Source organism: Proteus sp. GOKU (genome assembly GCF_015475555.1).
Lineage (GTDB): Bacteria > Pseudomonadota > Gammaproteobacteria > Enterobacterales > Enterobacteriaceae > Proteus > Proteus mirabilis_B.
The window spans coordinates 3561448-3580641 of sequence record NZ_CP034105.1; the positions used below are offsets into that span (position 1 = coordinate 3561448).

A 19194-nucleotide genomic window follows, 5' to 3' on the forward strand; every position below is an offset into this window, starting at 1 on the left:
TTACTTCCGCTCCTGTGTCAAAGTAGATAAATCGTCAAGACTGGTAATTGGTTCCATCACTGAGCCTAAGCGACGCGTTTTCATCTGCTCTTCAAGTTTGTCTTCTTCAACTAAATGCAATGCATCTGTTGGACATACGTTGACACAAGCAGGGCCTTCATCTGAGAAAGCACATAAATCGCATTTCACTGCGATTGCGCGGACACCCACATTCCATGCAAGGAATGGGTTGGTTGTTGGAAGGCTTGCTGGTACATCAGCCAACATTTCTTCAGGCACAAAGTGTTCAAAAACAGCCGGTAAGTTAACGGGTTTACTGCCTGATGGTGTAATTGCACCAAAAGGACAAACCAGACCACACAACTTACAGCCAATACACAGGCTCTCATTAAGAAAGATCATATTATCTTCATGAGTGATGGCATTGACTGGGCACACGCGAGCACAAGGAGCATCCTCACAGTGCCGACAAAGCATCGGTGCTGTCTGATCCTCCACTTTTACCACTGTAAGACGCGGATGCGCCTGTAAACCCACAGCTTGGTGAACTTCTGAACAAGCTGCCATACAGGTATTACACCCTATGCATCGTTGTGGCTCTGCAATTACAAAGCGATTCATTCGCCACATCCTCCGAGAAAAACGTTTAACAGCATTACTGTCGTCAATTTTTCTTTAGATAAAGCATATTTCATGCCAAGAGAGGATTTAATTTATTTACGATAAAAATCATTGAGATAGAAATACAAGAAGGGATTAAGAATGACGTGTCGACAATAATGACGTTGACAGTAAGAGGTGTGTACTAAACAACAATTTCGTCGTCACTATGATGAGGTATCAAAAATGGTGGAGTACAAAGAAAAAAATAGCTGAATTATATTTAGATAATTCAGCTAAGTTTAAACGCGTAATATTAAGACTTACCTTTATAACATAGGATTAAGGCATTAAAGGTGATACCAGCGGTGTTCTTTCATCATTAACCACTTTACCAAAACGCTCACTGCCCGCATTCCAATCGGTAATTGCTTGCTGAATTTCCTCTTTGCTACGACCAATAAAATTCCACCACATCAAAATTTTTTCATTTAAAGGTTCACCACCTAAAAAGAGAATTTGGGCATTATCACTAAGTTCAATCGTTAATGACTCTGAGTTTTGTATCCCAATATAAGCAAGTTCATTCGCAGCAAAGGTTTCCCCTTCTATTATCATTTCTCCCGTTAAGACAAAAAGCCCATATTCATATTTAGGATTTAATGATAAAAGAATACGAGTGGCATGTTTTGCCATAATATCCATGCCAACCATGGGTAATAAACATAATACGGGAGAGTTCTGATTTTGATAATCACCAATTAATAACGTGAAATCAGCACCGTCGGCTTGCCATTTGGGTAGGTCAGGATAGTGATCAAAACGCGGTGGCATATTTCTTTTATCGTTTGGTAGCACTATCCATAATTGTGCCAGATGAACTTCTTTTTTATCACCATGGCTATCTTCTGAATGGCTAATACCATGCCCTGCTGTCATTAAATTAACTTGTTGAGGACGAATAACTTGCTGAAAACCGAGGCTATCACGATGTAATATTTCCCCATCTAACATCCAAGTAAAGGTTTGCAAGCCAATATGGGGATGTGGCGAAATGGCTAATTTATCGACAGAATCATTAAAAACGGTAGGGCCTAAATGATCGAGAAAACACCAAGGTCCAATTAAGCGTTGTTTTTTATCAGGTAAAGCACGATAAGTTTCAATCCCTCCAACATCACGGGTTTTAGAGGTAATACGTAATGGGGCATTTACTGCATCAGAGTGTTGATGTTCCATTGTTCACCTACTTTTGATTTATTGTTTTAAGTATTTTTTAGTGTAGCGAGCAAATGGCACTAGCTCAATCTTTGAAAAATAAATAAATTTTTTATTTATAATAAATAATTTTTAAATAGGATATTTAAAAAAATAGGTATAGAAACGTTATTTTTGGACACGTTAAAATATTTTAAAATAAAGAAATGAACAACAAATAGAAAGGATTAAATAGATAATAAAGTGTTTCTAAAAAAACAAAAGAGATATATCAAAGTAAATGTCTATATTGAAAGGGTTTCCCTAGTACAACTAAAATATAAAATAAAGATCAATAATATTACAGGATTAATGTTTTTATCTATACTCTTCAATATCTCTTAAAGGAAAGTCAAAATAACTTAAATAAATATTGCTGTGGATTATCTTTACCAAAACAACCTACACATTCATTCTAAGAAAATGGTTATTTTTTACCAATTCCAATATTGAATACGGCATTCTATTTTGGCATTAGATATAATGAAGGGATAAATAAATCAGAAACAAAATAATAACACAAAAAATTAAATAATGCAGTAATACAAATCACTCAAATTTTTAGAAAGAAAATACTGCCTATTAATCAATATTTATAAATTAAAATAAAAAAATACCGCAGATATTTAACATTATCTGCGGTAATTATTTATTGTGCTTAACGTTGCACTCAGTAAAATAATCTACGCGATTATTTTACGCGCGATACGTATTCACCTGAACGAGTATCAACTTTGATAACTTCACCGATTTGTACAAACAGTGGAACTTTAACAACAGCACCAGTGCTTAATGTTGCTGGTTTACCACCTGTACCTGCGGTGTCACCTTTCAGACCTGGATCAGTATCAACGATTTCTAATTCAACAAAGTTTGGTGGAACAACAGCGATAGGACGACCATCCCACAATGTTACGATACACTCAGCTTGGTCGATCAGCCATTTAGCGTTTTCGCCAACAGCTTTCTCGTCTGCTGCTAATTGTTCGAAGGTTTCATTGTTCATGAAATGCCAGAACTCACCGTCGTTGTACAGGTAAGTTAAGTTGATATCCATGACATCAGCACCATCTGCTGAATCAGTAGATTTAAATGTTTTTTCCAGTAATTTGTTAGAAATCAGTTTACGCAGACGCACACGAGCAAATGCCTGACCTTTACCTGGTTTAACAAATTCACATTCAGTAATGACGGCTGGCTCGCCATCTAACATGATTTTAAGACCTGAACGAAAATCGTTGGTATTATAAGAAGCCATGAATATCCTCTAACTTTTTTAATTTAAAATGGCATAGCCAAAAAATGGCACACATTGTAACTCATAATCACCCCACCAGAGAAGTCTGGTTAACACAACTCGCGCAGGCAATCAGTGATCCTGTTGAATTACTCCAACTTTTAGCGTTGGAACATCACGCTGATCTCCAAAAAGGGGCTCAGGCACGACGGCTTTTTCCGCTACGGGTTCCCCGTGAATTCGTTGCACGCATGAAAAAAGGCGATCCTAACGATCCATTACTTTTACAAGTATTAACTGCAAATGCTGAATTTACCATAACACCGGGATTTTCTACGGATCCGTTAGATGAGCAACAAAATGCGGTGCCGGGTTTATTACATAAATATCAGAATCGTGCATTGCTTCTGGTCAAAGGTGGTTGCGCTGTCAATTGTCGCTACTGTTTTCGTCGTCATTTTCCTTACGAAGATAACAAAGGAAATAAAGCGAATTGGCAAAAAGCAATTGAGTATATCAAAAATAACCCAAAACTCGATGAAATCATCTTCTCTGGGGGAGATCCCCTTATGGCGAAAGATGATGAGCTTGATTGGTTGATTACACAATTAGAGGCTATTCCTCATCTTAAGCGCTTACGTATTCATTCTCGTTTACCTGTGGTCATCCCAGCACGTGTCACTGATGCGCTATGTCAACGCTTACAACAATCACGTTTGCAAAATATCATGGTACTGCATACCAATCACGCCAATGAGATTGATGATGCATTAAGAGAAGCCTGTGCAAAACTAAAAAATGCCAATGTCACTTTATTGAATCAAGGTGTGTTATTACGAGGTGTCAATGACAGTGCTGAAGTCCTTGCGGATTTAAGTCGTACCCTCTTTGATGCCGGTGTTATGCCGTATTACTTACACGTTCTAGATAAAGTACAAGGTGCTGCTCACTTTATGGTGCCAGACAGTGAAGCGAGAGAAATTATGAAAGCACTGATGAGCTTAGTTTCAGGTTATATGGTTCCCAAACTCACGCGTGAAATCGGTGGTGAACCGAGTAAAACATTGTTAGATCTTGGGTTACGCCAGCAATAATCAATGCCACAAAAACAAAAAAGCTGTAGCTCAGTTCAAATAGATGAAGTGACTACAGCTTTTTTATCTATTAGCAGACTAATAAATAGTGAATAAATTAAATGCCCTTATTGGCATTTATAAACTTGTCCACTCATTTTGCTATCTAATGGTGCAAAGCTATCAACAAAGCTACCTGCGCCAGTACCAACGTTAAAAATAACGTTACCACCCATTGCGGCTGCTTTATTACGTAGATCGTTAGCAGCACCTCGCAGTGATTGGCTTTCAGTACGGGAACCTGATAACCAGTTATTTTGAACACCTGTCACTGTTCCTAATAATTGGCATTCACTGCCTGGTTGCGTATCAGTGATTTGTACCTGTGAGCCCGCAGTGCTTAATGTGTTTGTTGCAGAACAGCCTGCTAGTAACAACGCTGCAGCAGCTCCCAATAACAATTTAATTCGCATGATCCCCTCATTTATTTGAGTGTCCGTTTAGTCACGACAACAATATACCTTGTCATCCCTATTATGCGCAAAAATAAATCATCATTGCTATCTCACATTAGCCAATAGCCTTAAGATATTATTTTCGCTTTAAACTTATTTTAACGTACAAATTCAGCTTTGAGATAGACAAAGCAATAATGTCTCTATTCTACACCGCTTTTATGCTTTTAAAACGATCTGGCTTATTTTCGGTCTATACAGTGCGAGAATGAACACACAATTAGTTCATTTTTTAAAAATCTTCAGACAGCAAATCGCTATCTGAAGATAATATTGTCCAAATTAACTCAAATGATGATTCAGTGCTTCTTCTTTTAAATCTAATTCATGTCGTAAACGGTGGTAAATATGTTCACTAATATGACGAGATTTGCGTAATTGTTGCAATGTATCTCGCTCAATTTTTAACGCACTACGCGACAATTTACGCTCCATACTAAACAAGCGTTTAAGATCAAGTGCACCTTCTTGCACACTGTCTTCGCTATCAAGACGACGACTGTAGATTTCTAACAAATGAGAACCCGCTTCTATACGTAATGACATTTCATCAAGATCTTCACAAGGTTGATTCATCAATTCATTAATATGTGCAATCGCCGCTTCGTTTAACGCCAAGCGAGTACGAATTTCATCATCTTCATACGGTAAATCTTCTGATAGCCCTTTGGTTAAAATCGGCAATGCGATAGTTGCAATTAATAATGAACAGAGAATAACGCCCATAGCAATAAAGATTGCGAGATCACGCGTTGGGAAAGGTGAACCATCTGTCATTAATAAAGGAAGAGTTAAGATACCTGCTAGTGTAATTGCACCTCGTACTCCTGCGGTTGCCATAATGGCCATTAAACGCAGATCATGGCGAGATAAACGTTTATCAGGAGAGCGGAATACTGTCAGCGACATCGAGATCCACACCCATGTAAAACGTAATACAGCAAGCCCTATCGTAATAATAATGATGTAACCTACTACCGCCCACGGATTAGTCGCGCCAGCGGATTGCGTCACTTCAGGTAACACTTTCCACATTGCAGGAAGTTGTTCACCTAATAAAATAAAAATCATCCCATTAAGTGCAACTTGAACCGTATCCCAAACCGCTTTACTTTGCATACGTGTAGCGGCTTGCATACGACCCACAATTTTCTCGTAGTGCATTGCAATACCAGCAACAACTGCGGCTAAGATCCCCGATACATGGAAATGCTCCGCCAATAAATAAGCAATAAATGGCATCAATAAGCTTATCAAAATTTGGATAGCCGGATCTTCACCGGTACGTTTAACCAAAAACTGATTTAATCGACCAATAACGCCCGCCACAATTAATCCAATTGCAGCACCACCTAAAGCCACAACTAAAAATTGTCCTGTCGCTGAAGCAATAGAAAAAGATCCCGTTAATGCAGCTGCAACAGCAAAGCTAAAGCAGACTAAACCTGTCGCGTCATTAAGCAATGATTCGCCTTCTAAAATATGCGTCATACGCGAAGGAAGTGGCGAATTTACGGTCATAGCCGAAACTGAAACAGGATCGGTTGGTGACAAAATTGCCGCTAATGCAAAAGCAATCGCAAGTGAAATTGAAGGAATAAGCCAGTGAATAAAAAAGCCCATACCAATCACTGTCACTACGACTAAACCAATTGCCAGCGACATAATCGGTTTAATTTCTTGGAATAACGCCTCTTTGGGAATACGCCAACCATCTAAAAAGAGCAATGGAGGAATAAACAGGAATAAGAAAAGATGCGGATCGAAATCAACTTCAAAGCCAAAGATAGATAAACAAGCTCCGACAGCAATCTGGATCAAGGGCAAAGGAATTTTTTCTGACAGTAATCGAGAGATAAATACACTCACAATCACGGCAAAAAGAAAAATAAGCACGATGGCGACGACAGACATGGTGAACACCCCAATTTATTTAATTATTTTTTAAGCGATGCAGTAAAAACGATCTGTTGCCTAGTTGTAAAGAAATAAGTTGTTTCTAATTATATAAAAAATAAATTATTAGAGACTTCTGAAGTAAAAATGCATAAAAAAACCCGAGCCTAAGCTCGGGTTCTTCGTGCAAAACAGTTAGCTGATGAATTACATCATGCCGCCCATTCCACCCATGCCGCCCATACCACCAGCGCCACCTAAATCCATTTTGTCGTCTTTAGGTAAATCTGTGATCATCGCTTCTGTTGTGATCATCAGACCTGCGATAGATGCAGCAAATTGCAGTGCAGAACGAGTCACTTTAGTTGGATCTAAGATACCCATATCAATCATATCGCCGTAAACATCTGTTGCAGCGTTATAACCGTAGTTACCTTCACCTGCTTTCACGTTGTTTACAACAACAGATGGCTCTTCACCTGCGTTAGCAACGATTTGACGCATTGGGGATTCCATTGCACGTAATGCAACGCGGATACCTACTGTTTGTTCTTCGTTATCACCAACCATCTCACGCAGAGCGTTAGCAACACGAACCAGAGCAGTACCACCACCAGCAACAACGCCTTCTTCAACTGCTGCGCGAGTTGCGTGCAGAGCATCGTCAACACGAGCACGTTTTTCTTTCATTTCAACTTCAGTTGCTGCACCGACTTTAATTACTGCAACACCGCCAGCTAATTTAGCAACGCGTTCTTGTAATTTTTCACGGTCATAATCTGAAGTTGCATCTTCGATTTGTTGACGGATTTGAGATACACGACCGCTGATTGCGTCTTGATCACCTAAACCATCAATAATTGTTGTTGTATCTTTGTTGATAACAACGCGTTTTGCTTGACCTAAGTCTTCTAATGTCGCTTTTTCTAACTCCATGCCGATTTCTTCAGAAATTACAGCACCGTTAGTTAATGTTGCAATATCTTGCAGCATTGCTTTACGACGATCACCAAAGCCAGGTGCTTTAACAGCAGCAACTTTAACGATACCACGCATGTTGTTCACAACTAATGTTGCCAGTGCTTCACCTTCAACATCTTCTGCAATGATAAGCAGAGGTTTGTTAGCTTTAGCAACGCCTTCTAATACAGGCAGTAATTCACGGATGTTAGAAACTTTTTTGTCAACTAACAGAATGAATGGGTTTTCTAATTCTGCTGTGCCTGTTTCTGGTTTGTTGATGAAGTAAGGAGACAGATAACCGCGGTCAAACTGCATACCTTCAACAACGTCTAGCTCATCTTCTAAGCCAGTACCTTCTTCAACGGTGATAACACCTTCTTTACCAACTTTATCCATCGCTTGTGCGATCAGAGTACCGACGGTTTCATCAGAGTTAGCAGAAATTGTACCAACCTGAGCAATCGCTTTAGTATCTGAACATGGAACAGACAGTTTTTTCAGTTCTTCGACTGCTGCAACAACGGCTTTATCGATACCGCGTTTCAGATCCATTGGGTTCATGCCAGCAGCAACTGCTTTTAAGCCTTCGGCAATGATTGATTGTGCTAATACTGTTGCAGTTGTAGTACCGTCACCTGCCGCATCATTGGCTTTAGAAGCAACTTCTTTCACCATCTGTGCACCCATGTTCTCGAATTTATCTTCGAGTTCAATTTCACGTGCAACAGATACACCATCTTTAGTAATAACAGGTGCGCCGAAAGATTTATCTAAAACAACGTTACGACCTTTAGGGCCTAAAGTTACTTTAACTGCATCTGCAAGAACATTAACACCACGTAACATTTTATTACGAGCATCTACACCGAATTTGACGTCTTTAGCTGCCATCGTATATTTCCTTTGAATTCGTTCAGTTTAAGAAGATCTTAAAAGAGAAAAATTATTCTTCTACAATTGCTAAAATGTCGCTTTCAGACATGATAAGCACGTCTTCGTTATCAATTTTTTCTGTTTTAACGCCATAACCGTCGTTAAAAATTACGATATCGCCAACTTTAACATCCAGCGGTTTAACGTCGCCGTTTTCCATAATACGGCCTTGACCTACGGCTAAAATTTCGCCACGAGTAGATTTACCCGCCGCTGTGCCAGTCAGTACGATACCGCCTGCTGATTTAGCTTCGACTTCTTTACGTTTAACAATAACACGGTCATGTAATGGACGAATCTTCATTAATAGTGCTCCTATAAAAAAGTCCATATCAGGATTAAGGTTGATACCAGTGCCCAAGATGAACCAGTACCATGACGATACAGGTGGGGGCATCCGGTAAAACTTCAAGGGGAGAAGTGTGATTTTTTTTCAAATTTTCCCCATTTCAGTTGATTATGCTTTGGGCTAATTATTTTTTGTCAGAAAAATGGTCGTTATCCTGATCTTCAGCCTTATTATTCAGCTGGTTACTCGGTGAATCCTCTTTACGCTGAAACTCGCCTTCGAATGTTGTTCCATTCTGATTAGAAGAAAATCCACTTTGACCATGACCTGCTGAATAAATTTGAATTCGAGAGATCAATTTCGTCACTAATAGCGCTTGCAATGGGGGTAATAACAACAGCAAGCCCAAGAAATCCGTAAAGAAGCCGGGGATCAACAATAAAATACCCGCCAATATTAACGAAACGCTTTTCACCATTTCTGCTGCGGGGACTTCACCTACTGCAAGTTTTTGTTGCATTGAAGCAATATTTTTTACGCCCTGATTTTTTACCAGTGAGACACCAACACAAGAAGTCAGCACCACAAGGAATAGTGTTGTAAGAACGCCAATAGAAGATGCCACATTGACGAAAATAACAGCTTCTATATAGATAAGAAGGCAGATAATAATTAATGGGAGCCAACGCACTTGGTTCTCCTTTTTATAAAAAAGATTCATATTATTAATAGAAAGGAGTGTGAACTACATCTAAGGTGATGGTTTACAAACTCGCTTTTTCTTAGTTTATCTACATAATAATGGGGAGCCTAACACTCCTTTTCAAGGGGCGTTAAAAAGAGAAGTAGAACTGTAAAATCCATGAGATAGATCACAAAAAGAAAATATTTGGACATTATTTACTTATAAAGTGATCCAGCTTAAAGGTATTTGTTCACAACCCGAATATGATCGTGTCAGTACCAAGCAAAACGGTAAGTTATATTACATTATTAACCGTTAACGATATATTTTATTAACAAGCGCATAACTAGACAGTTAAAATTTTAATAAGAAGGTTCTCATGTCAAATAAAACTCGTATCGAAGAAGACCTGTTAGGTAAAAGAGAAGTTCCTGCTGATGCTTATTACGGCGTCCACACTTTACGTGCTATTGAAAACTTCTACATCAGTGATCGTACCATCAATGATGTTCCAGAATTCATCCGCGGTATGGTAATGGTGAAAAAAGCTGCTGCATTAGCAAACAAAGAACTTCACACTATTCCTCGCGAAATCGCTGATACGATTATCAAAGCCTGTGACGTAGTATTAGAAACAGGTAAACACATGGATCAATTCCCAGTTGATGTATTCCAAGGCGGTGCTGGTACTTCATTAAATATGAATACCAATGAAGTTATCGCAAACATCGGTCTGGAATTAATGGGCCACCAAAAAGGTGAATACCAATACCTGAACCCGAATGACCACGTCAATAAGAGCCAATCAACAAACGACGCTTATCCTTGTGGCTTCCGTGTAGCGGTTTATAACTCTGTTATCAAATTAACTGAATCTATCGAACTGCTGAAAGCAGGTTTTGATAGAAAAGCGGTTGAGTTCAAAGACATCCTGAAAATGGGTCGTACTCAATTACAAGATGCTGTACCAATGACTTTAGGTCAAGAATTCCACGCTTTCTCTGTACTGATGAAAGAAGAAATCAAAAACCTGAAACGCACTGCTGAGTTATTGTTAGAAATGAACTTAGGTGCAACAGCTATCGGTACTGGTCTGAATACAGCGCCTGGTTACCAAGAACTGTCTGTTAAAAAATTAGCAGAAGTTACTGGTTTAGCATGTGTTCCAGCAGAAGACTTAATTGAAGCAACTTCTGACTGTGGTGCTTATGTGATGGTTCACGGCGCATTAAAACGCTTAGCTGTGAAAATGTCTAAAATCTGTAATGACTTACGTTTACTGTCCTCTGGTCCTCGTGCAGGTCTGAAAGAAATCAATCTTCCAGAACTACAAGCAGGCTCTTCAATCATGCCAGCTAAAGTAAACCCAGTAATTCCAGAAGTTGTTAACCAAGCTTGCTTTAAAGTTATCGGTAATGACACTTGTGTGACTATGGCTGCTGAAGCAGGTCAATTACAATTAAACGTAATGGAACCAGCAATCGGTCAAGCAATGTTCGAATCAATCTCTCTATTAAGCAACGCTTGCCGTAACTTAGTAGAAAAATGTGTTGATGGTATCACTGCGAATAAAGAAATCTGTGAACACTTCGTATTCAACTCAATCGGTATCGTTACTTATCTGAACCCATTCATCGGTCACCATAACGGCGACATCGTTGGTAAGATTTGTGCTGAAACAGGTAAGAGTGTACGTGAAGTTGTTCTAGAACGCGGTTTATTAACCGAAGAACAACTGGATGATATCTTCTCTGTTGAGAACTTAAAAAACCCGGCTTACAAAGCAAAACGCTTCGATGATTAATAATTGTGTTTTATAACATGACACTGTTAAACATAAGAATGAGCTCTTAAAAACACAAGGCACGGACTCTTTAAGAGACGTGCCTTTTTACTTGATTGTAAAAACATAAATTTAACTTATTTTTCTCATTTTTTTAATTATCTCAAGGAGTAAACGCTATGTTAGCCGTAGAATTGATTATCGTTCTGCTGGCCATTTTCCTCGGTGCGAGACTTGGGGGAATTGGTATCGGGTTTGCCGGTGGTTTAGGGGTTTTAGTTTTAGCTGCTATCGGTGTTAAACCTGGTTCAATCCCTTTTGATGTTATCTCCATCATTATGGCTGTTATTGCCGCAATCTCTGCGATGCAGGTTGCTGGTGGTTTGGATTACCTTGTTGGCCAAACTGAAAAACTGTTAAGACGTAATCCAAAATACATCACAATTCTTGCGCCAATTGTGACTTATTTCTTAACTCTATTTGCAGGTACAGGGAACATCTCTTTAGCAACACTGCCAGTTATCGCTGAAGTTGCAAAAGAACAAGGCATCAAACCTTGCCGTCCTTTATCAACTGGTGTTGTTGCAGCCCAAATCGGTATTACTGCATCTCCAATCTCTGCTGCTGTTGTTTACATGGCATCTGTCATGGAAAACCCAGCAATGGTTGGTGAAGGTAATACAGTAAGCTACATCACTCTGCTGTCTATCTTATTACCAGCGACTTTCCTTGCAATCATCCTGATGTCATTCATCGTGTCTTGGGTATTTAACTCAAAACTGTCTGATGATGCTGTCTATCGTGAGCGTTTAGAACAAGGTCTGGTTGAATTACGTGGTAGCCAAGCGCGTAGAGAAACATTACCAGGTGCTAAATCATCTGTAATGCTGTTCCTACTGGGTGTTCTGTGTGTTGTCACTTATGCAATCATCAACAGCCCAAGCTTAGGTATTGTCAAAACTCCACTGATGAATACGACTAACGCTATTCTTATCATCATGCTGAGTGTTGCAACCTTAATCACTGTTTTCTGTAAAGTTAAAACTGACAACATCCTAAACTCAAGTACCTTTAAAGCAGGTATGAGTGCATGTATTTGTATTCTGGGTGTTGCATGGTTAGGTGATACTTTCGTTTCAAGCAACATCGATTGGATCAAACTGACTGCGGGTGACTTAATCACTGGCCATCCTTGGTTATTAGCGGTTATCTTCTTCTTCTGTTCTGCTCTGTTATATTCTCAAGCAGCAACAGCGAAAGCGTTAATGCCAATGGCTTTAGCATTAGGTGTATCTCCATTAACTGCGATTGCATCTTTCTCTGCAGTTTCTGGTCTGTTCATTCTGCCAACTTACCCAACACTGGTTGCGGCGGTTCAAATGGATGACACAGGTACAACTCGTATCGGTAAATTAGTCTTCAACCACCCATTCTTTATCCCAGGTACTATTGGTGTGGTATTAGCTGTCGGATTTGGTTTCCTCTTCGGCGGTATGATCCTGTAGTTTGAAGTAAAAAATTAAAACATTGCAAAAAAGCGCCTAGCGCTTACAAGAAATAAAAAAACAAGAAAATACCCCGTCGCAAGATGGGGTATTTTCATTTTAGCCTGTCGTTCCTTGCTTTCATTTTTAGCTAAAGTCTGCTAATTATGATGTTCTCGCGACAACGTGATTTAAGGAGATTTCCGTGCAACGTGAAGCGTTATTAGACCACGTACTTATCCAGTTAGAGCAATACGGCTTAGCTGCAACCTTACCTGAGCTTCTTCAAGATTCTGGTATCCATGAATCTGATCTTCACCCTTTCTGGCCAGATAGAGACGCCTTGATTTTTGATTGTCTTCGCCACCACGGACAGCAAATTGATATTTGGCAACGCCAAGTCATGCTAGATGAAGAACTGACTATCGAACAAAAATTACTGGCTCGTTATGATCAACTGGCGATACGTTTAGAGAAAAATCGTTTTCCCGGTTGTCTATTCGTAGCGGCTTGTAGCGCATATCCTGATGAGCACTCTCAAATTCACCAATTAAGCCAACGTCAAAAGCAAAGCTCATTTGATTACTCTAGAACGCTACTACGCGAGCTTGATATCGAAGATAGTGAGTTAGTTGCCAAACAGATGGAACTCATCTTAGAAGGCTGTTTAAGCCGTTTAATGGTGAATCATCACGCTGATGATATTATTACAGCAAAATTATTGGCAGAAGATATTCTCAAGATTGCTCAATGCCGTAAAAATGGTGCACTAAGTTAGTTTTGAGTGTTGGAAAACGAAAGAAATGAGTTATTTTTTCGCTTGTACTCAATTTCTCTCTGTTGAGTAGCGAAAAATAAATTAAATCATCAAAAAAAGAGAAAGTTTTCTCTTTGATATGCAAAAAAGTGAATATCTTTACTGATTGTTATTTAAGCATTTTTTACTAAAAAATAGCTTATGATGAAAAATTAAACTCGAATAGAATAAAAAGAAAGCAAACAAACTTATTTTTGCATTTTTTATTAAAAAGACGTTGACGCATCACGCTGAATACGGTTTAATGCGCCTCGTTAGCCCGAATAGCTCAGTCGGTAGAGCAGGGGATTGAAAATCCCCGTGTCCTTGGTTCGATTCCGAGTTCGGGCACCATCTTTAGAAAAACCAGCCTTAGGGCTGGTTTTTTGCTTTCTAGCGGTTTGAAAATCATTCTCTCAAGATCCTAGCTATTTTCTTTTCTTATATATTTAACAACACTGACGTAACCTCACATCAATTCATACATTAAAGACATAGCCGTATTCATAGATTTTCAATTAATTTTAGAGCAAAAAAACAATGCAATTAAATTGCAATGCATTTGCATTGTTTTCTTCTATTATCTATAATCAGTTCATAAAACATACACCGTAAGTAAAAGGAGCAAATCATGCTAACCCACGTTTGCACTGACAACATCGCTCTTGAAGCTGATTCAAAAATAACAGAACGTCATCAAACCACAATTCCCGCGTCAATTAGAGAAGCTCTACATCTTAGTGGTGGAGATCGTATTCACTACAAATTACTGAGCACTGGTGATGTACTTATCTCACGTCACAGCGATGGATCAAAAGATCCTGTTATGGCATCGTTTCTTAATTTTCTCGCTCAAGATATAACTAATCATCCTCAAACCATTCAACCTCTCGATATATCTCGCGGTTTTGAATTAGTTGAAGGTATGGATATCAACCTTGACGATGACATCACCGATAACGAATAAAATAATATGGATTTCCCTACAGATTTGAATGGATGGACAATCTATGCACATCCTTGCTTTAAACAACAATATGATGAATTACTACAAAAAGTTGAAGCACTGAAAAAAAAATATCCCGAAGATTATCAGAAACAAGCAGATACAAAAATTTTTGCTCATGTATTGAAATCTATAGTAAACATCACAAATGATACACGGGCACCAGAGTTTAGGTTGGGTAATACTTTAGGAGAAGAAAATAAAAATTGGTCACGAATTAAATTAGTAAATGGAAGATATCGTTTATTTTTTAGATTCAGTTTTAAGGAAAAGATCATCATTCTGGCATGGATAAATGATAATGATACTTTGCGAACTTATGGCAATAAAACTGATGCTTACCGAGTCTTTGAGAAAAAACTAAAGAAAGGTCACCCGCCTAAAAATTGGAATGATTTATTTAGTGACTGTATAAATGAAGCTGACTGTCAGGATCATTAATTTTCTATCTCTTATCACTTTTTAAGGTGATAAGTTTTTGTTTACAAAAAAAGATAATTCTTATTAAGTCAATAATCGATTGAATATTTGCCTATAATTTTTAGAAATACAATAAATCTCTTAGTGAAGAACGTTATCATTTTTTGAAAGTGAAAAATAGAATATACAAAATATTTTATAATCATTGATTTTCATCTTAATTATTAAAGTAGAGTAATATCATTTTCATTAGATATAATTAATATCTAAACTCTGTTTTCTATAATATCGCTCTAAACGGTATGATTTATCACCCAAGGATCAACAAAAATGGAATTTCCCAAAGACCGAATTTATCACTCCTTTATCTGTATACTTGCCTTTATAGGTTATTTTTTCTCTTCTTTTAGTCTATTACTGACGCCAGCGCCTGCAGCGCTATTTCAATCACCTTATATCATCTCATTAGTCAGTTTTTTTATTTATCTCCCCTACTGTCTAATTATTTGGTTTGCCTATCAAAAACATATTAAATTAATGCCGTTAGGTCGCCTTCAATGGAGTACACTAAAAGCCCCCTTTTTAGCCTTAGTGGGATTATATTTTATTAGTCTATTTTTAGGCTCTGAAGATGATTCATGGGTTACAGAAATCGAATCTATTACAGGTTTTGCCTTCTTCTTATTTGCACTCTCAGTTATCTTTATTGCTCCAATTACTGAAGAAATCATTTTTAGAGGTTTTCTACTAAATGCAGGTATGTGGTATGGCAATATTGGCAAATGGGTAGCCATTATTCTCTCGTCACTTCTATTTGCAGCGATGCACACTCAATATGAGTCAATCACTACATTTATCCTTATTTTTGTTGTGGGTGTTGTGTTTTGCCAAATCAGAATAGGAACTCGTTCATTAATCGCACCAATAGTGTTACATGGGATACACAATACAATCAGTATCGTTTTTTTAATGTTATAGAGTTTTTATTTAATAAATTTCTATTTTTTATAACAAAATACTTATTCACTTAAAAAGAAATGATATTTAATAGATGAAAATATTTTTATTATTTTTTAGAGAATGATCTGATTCTATACGCAATAATACCGAATATTATTTATAATTATCTCAATAAGTTATATTAAATTCTATAAAAGATAAAATCGAAAAATAAATAGAGAATGTGATTATAACTACATGCTTTTTCAACGTTTTGAAGTATGATAAGAGATATTAATATGACAATAACATTGCCATTTTCTTAAATTAAGAGAACCTTTATGAATTTGTTTTTCCAAAATAGCCTAGCGTTTCCCAGCATTATTTTTAGTGCATTACTTATTATTATCTCTTTCTATTGGCTTTGCGCTGCTTTTGGATTATTAGATATTGATTTATTTAATATTGATAGTGAATTAGATATCAATGTTGATGCAACAGGGCTTGCTGGTTGGTTAACTAAATTAGGATTAGCCGGTATTCCTGTCACCATTATTTTAACTTTCTTCACCCTTTTTGGCTGGTTTATCAGTTACTTTACTAATTATTGGATTATTAGTGCTATTGAAACGAATTTTATTCGTTATTTAACAGGCTTTGTTGCCTTTATCATTACCTCTTTTATTGCACTTAATCTTACGGCGGTATGTTTAAAACCGATCCGTAAAAAACTGATGTCACGTAATAAGCCTAAATCAGTACACCAATTGGTAGGTAAATTAGCGTTAGTACGGTCAATCAATGTAACAGAAAACAAAGGTGAAGCTGTTTTAGAAGATGGAGGTGCGGGTTTAATTTTACAAATTAGAGCGCCTGAAACAGAAAATATTAAACGAGGGGATAGCGTAGTTATTATTAGTTATGACGCGCCCACTCACAGTTATCAAGTCGTAACGGAAGATGAATTTCATCGCTAATATCTACATTTGATGAAAGACAATTTAGTTAACAGACAAACACTATTAAAAAATGACGGTATCGTCTGAACCTATGGAGAAAAAAGTATGGATTTGGCTTTCGTTATGCCTTTCTTAACTGTCGTTGGTTTCACAATCCTAATTATTTTAGGGCTATTTGGATTATTTAAGGCTTTCTATATTAAGGTGCCTCAAGGTACAGCCTTAATTGTCAACGATATGACCTCACAACCTAAAGTCCATTTTACGGGTGCATTGGTTTATCCTGTTATCTACAAAAAAGAGTTTATGCGTATTTCTCTTTTAACATTAGAAGTAGACCGTCGTGGTAAAGATGGCCTGATTTGTCAGGATAACTTACGTGCAGATATCACGGTTGCTTTCTATCTACGTGTTAATGAAACCACTGAAGACGTACTAAAAGTCGCGAAAGCCATTGGTGTTGATAGAGCCTCCGATCATCAAGCAGTCAGTACGCTTTTTAGTGCAAAATTTTCTGAAGCATTAAAAACCGTAGGTAAACAACTGGAACTGTCTAAGCTTTTTGAAGATAGACAAAATTTCCGTGATCGCATTGTTGATGTCATCGGTAAAGATCTAAACGGCTATGCATTAGAAGACGTTGCTATCGACTATTTAGAACAAACCCCGAAATCAGCGCTTGATCCTAATAATATTTTTGACTCTGAAGGTATCCGTAAAATCACGGAAATTACCGCCATTCATAATATTGAAACCAACCAAAAAGAGCGCGATCAAGAGCTCGCTATTCAAAAGAAAAACGTTGAAACTCGCGAAGCAAGTCTGGCTTTAGAGCGCCAACAAGCAGATGCAGAAGCACGCCAAAAACGAGAAATCGACAATATTCGCGCTCGTGAAACGTCAGAAACACTACGCGTTCAAGAAGAAGAGCGTCTTAAAGCAGAACAAGCTCGCATTCAGACTCAACAAGAAATTGAGATCCGTGAAGAAAACCGTATGCGCGAAGTGGAAGTTGCACAACAAAATCGTACCCGCGCCGTCACTATTGAACAAGAACGTGTAAATCGTGCACGTGAATTAGAAATTGTGGCTCGTGAACGTGAAGTTGAGTTGCAACGTATTGAGAAAGAAAAAGCGTTAGAAGAAGAACGTAAAAACATCTCAAATGTTATCCGTGAACGTGTTGCCGTAGAGAAAACCGTAGCTCAAGAAGAAGAACGCATTAAAGAAGTACGTGAAGTTTCAGAAGCTGAACGTATGCGCCAAGTCACTGTGATTAATGCACAAGCGGAAGCGGAAGAATCTTTAGTTCGCCAAGTGAAAAGAGCTGAAGCCGATGAATCTAGTGCTAAACATAAAGCTGAAGAAATCAGCACAATGGCAAAAGCTGAATTAGAAGCCTCAGTAAAACAAGCCGAAGCGAAAAAACGTTTAGCTGAAGGTATTGAAGCAGAGCACGCAGCATTAGGTCTTGCTGAAGCTCGTGTACGTCAAGCAACGGCGGAAGCTGAAGAGAAAGAAGGCTTAGTACTTGCTAATGTCACTGCTGAAAAACTATTAGCAGAAGCTCGAGGCATGAAAGAAAAAGGCTTAACTGAAGCGCAAGTGATGGAAGCTAAAGCACAAGCTCAGCAACAACAAGGCCTTGCAGAAGCGAAAATCTTGGAAGAAAAATTAGCCGCTCAAGCGCGTGGTGAAGAACAACAAGCCCATGCAAAAGAGAAGCTAGGTTTAGCGGATGCTAAGATCCTTGAAGAAAAACTCGCTGCTCAAGCGCGTGGTGAAGGCCAATTAGGTTCAGCACAAGCCGAAGTTATTCGTCAACGTCTGAAAGCAGAAGCAGATGGTTTAACGGATAAATTTAAATCGATGGATCACCTCAGCGATACGGCACGTTCGCACGAAGAGTTCCGTATGCGTCTTGAAAAACAATTTGAACAAGCAATGGCGTCTATTGAAGCCAATAAAGAAATTGCACGCGAACAAGCTGATGTATTGGCAGCCGCTCTAAGCAAAACCAATATTGAAATTGTGGGTGGTGATGGCAACTTCTTTAATACCTTCTCTAAAGCATTAAGCTTAGGTAAAGCTGTTGATGGTTTTATGGATAAAAGCAGTTTTGCCAAAGAGAACGTTGAAAAGCTGATTAACCGTACTCAACAAGATAAAAAACTCGATATCGCTTCTTTATTAAAAAATCCTGAAGTTCAAGATTTAATTAATGGATTTATGGCAACAAAAGGCGCCAGTCAGCTAATTAAAGATGTGACAACTAAATCAGACTCCTCTAAAGAAGAATAATTTTATTTAAAGGAGGTGAAAAGACATAGCGTTTATCTCTGTGTCTTTTCTTTTGTTT

Annotated in this window: 17 protein-coding genes and 1 tRNA gene; 10 read left to right on the forward strand and 8 right to left on the reverse strand. The window is 38.1% G+C overall.

The window, feature by feature from the left end:
• The 3 genes from EHE21_RS16285 to efp all read right to left on the reverse strand — a co-directional run bounded on the left by EHE21_RS16285 (nucleotide 1) and on the right by efp (nucleotide 3115).
• Complete coding sequence (locus tag EHE21_RS16285) at nucleotides 1-621, reverse strand: 4Fe-4S dicluster domain-containing protein (RefSeq protein ID WP_075673437.1); 621 nt, start codon at nucleotides 619-621, stop codon at nucleotides 1-3.
• Between the two features lie 321 nt (nucleotides 622-942).
• Nucleotides 943-1839, reverse strand: a complete 897-nt coding sequence (locus tag EHE21_RS16290; protein WP_194951252.1) for a pirin family protein — start codon at nucleotides 1837-1839, stop codon at nucleotides 943-945.
• A gap of 709 nt (nucleotides 1840-2548) precedes the next feature.
• A complete protein-coding gene (gene efp / locus EHE21_RS16295) occupies nucleotides 2549-3115 on the reverse strand; it encodes an elongation factor P (protein WP_088494539.1) in 567 nt (188 codons plus the stop codon).
• A 44-nt stretch (nucleotides 3116-3159) separates the two neighbouring features.
• On the opposite strand from efp, the gene epmB reads away from it, so the two are divergent.
• Complete coding sequence (epmB, locus tag EHE21_RS16300) at nucleotides 3160-4188, forward strand: EF-P beta-lysylation protein EpmB (protein WP_194951253.1); 1029 nt, start codon at nucleotides 3160-3162, stop codon at nucleotides 4186-4188.
• Between the two features lie 107 nt (nucleotides 4189-4295).
• Here epmB and EHE21_RS16305 read toward each other — a convergent pair whose 3' ends face one another.
• The 5 genes from EHE21_RS16305 to EHE21_RS16325 form a co-directional block, all read right to left on the reverse strand.
• Nucleotides 4296-4640: a DUF4156 domain-containing protein gene (locus EHE21_RS16305; protein WP_023582946.1), complete on the reverse strand. Its 345-nt coding sequence runs from the start codon at nucleotides 4638-4640 to the stop codon at nucleotides 4296-4298.
• Between the two features lie 324 nt (nucleotides 4641-4964).
• A complete protein-coding gene (locus EHE21_RS16310; RefSeq protein WP_194951254.1) occupies nucleotides 4965-6596 on the reverse strand; it encodes a Na+/H+ antiporter in 1632 nt (543 codons plus the stop codon).
• Nucleotides 6597-6785: 189 nt separating this feature from the next.
• On the reverse strand, nucleotides 6786-8432 hold the full coding sequence (groL, locus tag EHE21_RS16315; protein ID WP_194951255.1) for a chaperonin GroEL: 1647 nt from the start codon (nucleotides 8430-8432) through the stop codon (nucleotides 6786-6788).
• 52 nt (nucleotides 8433-8484) lie between these two features.
• Entirely contained in the window at nucleotides 8485-8778 is a 294-nt protein-coding gene (locus EHE21_RS16320; protein ID WP_036914050.1) for a co-chaperone GroES, read from the reverse strand.
• 169 nt (nucleotides 8779-8947) lie between these two features.
• Entirely contained in the window at nucleotides 8948-9454 is a 507-nt protein-coding gene (locus tag EHE21_RS16325; RefSeq protein ID WP_088494535.1) for an FxsA family protein, read from the reverse strand.
• Between the two features lie 373 nt (nucleotides 9455-9827).
• Between EHE21_RS16325 and aspA the strand changes: the two genes are divergently transcribed.
• The 9 genes from aspA to EHE21_RS16370 all read left to right on the forward strand — a co-directional run bounded on the left by aspA (nucleotide 9828) and on the right by EHE21_RS16370 (nucleotide 19136).
• On the forward strand, nucleotides 9828-11252 hold the full coding sequence (aspA, locus tag EHE21_RS16330) for an aspartate ammonia-lyase (protein WP_088494534.1): 1425 nt from the start codon (nucleotides 9828-9830) through the stop codon (nucleotides 11250-11252).
• Nucleotides 11253-11410: 158 nt separating this feature from the next.
• On the forward strand, nucleotides 11411-12736 hold the full coding sequence (locus tag EHE21_RS16335; RefSeq protein ID WP_194951256.1) for an anaerobic C4-dicarboxylate transporter: 1326 nt from the start codon (nucleotides 11411-11413) through the stop codon (nucleotides 12734-12736).
• A 184-nt stretch (nucleotides 12737-12920) separates the two neighbouring features.
• Nucleotides 12921-13493, forward strand: a complete 573-nt coding sequence (gene dicD, locus EHE21_RS16340; RefSeq protein WP_194951257.1) for a division control transcriptional repressor DicD — start codon at nucleotides 12921-12923, stop codon at nucleotides 13491-13493.
• A 296-nt stretch (nucleotides 13494-13789) separates the two neighbouring features.
• Nucleotides 13790-13865, forward strand: a tRNA-Phe gene (locus tag EHE21_RS16345).
• 277 nt (nucleotides 13866-14142) lie between these two features.
• Complete coding sequence (locus EHE21_RS16350) at nucleotides 14143-14478, forward strand: type II toxin-antitoxin system PrlF family antitoxin (RefSeq protein ID WP_088494531.1); 336 nt, start codon at nucleotides 14143-14145, stop codon at nucleotides 14476-14478.
• Nucleotides 14479-14484: 6 nt separating this feature from the next.
• Entirely contained in the window at nucleotides 14485-14958 is a 474-nt protein-coding gene (locus EHE21_RS16355; RefSeq protein WP_194951258.1) for a type II toxin-antitoxin system YhaV family toxin, read from the forward strand.
• 309 nt (nucleotides 14959-15267) lie between these two features.
• On the forward strand, nucleotides 15268-15915 hold the full coding sequence (locus EHE21_RS16360; protein ID WP_194951259.1) for a CPBP family intramembrane glutamic endopeptidase: 648 nt from the start codon (nucleotides 15268-15270) through the stop codon (nucleotides 15913-15915).
• 302 nt (nucleotides 15916-16217) lie between these two features.
• Nucleotides 16218-16853, forward strand: coding sequence for an OB-fold-containig protein (locus EHE21_RS16365; protein WP_194951260.1), 636 nt, complete (start codon nucleotides 16218-16220; stop codon nucleotides 16851-16853).
• A gap of 87 nt (nucleotides 16854-16940) precedes the next feature.
• Nucleotides 16941-19136 (forward strand): flotillin family protein, encoded by a 2196-nt coding sequence (locus EHE21_RS16370; protein ID WP_194951261.1) that lies wholly within the window; start codon nucleotides 16941-16943, stop codon nucleotides 19134-19136.
• Nucleotides 19137-19194 lie beyond the last annotated feature (58 nt).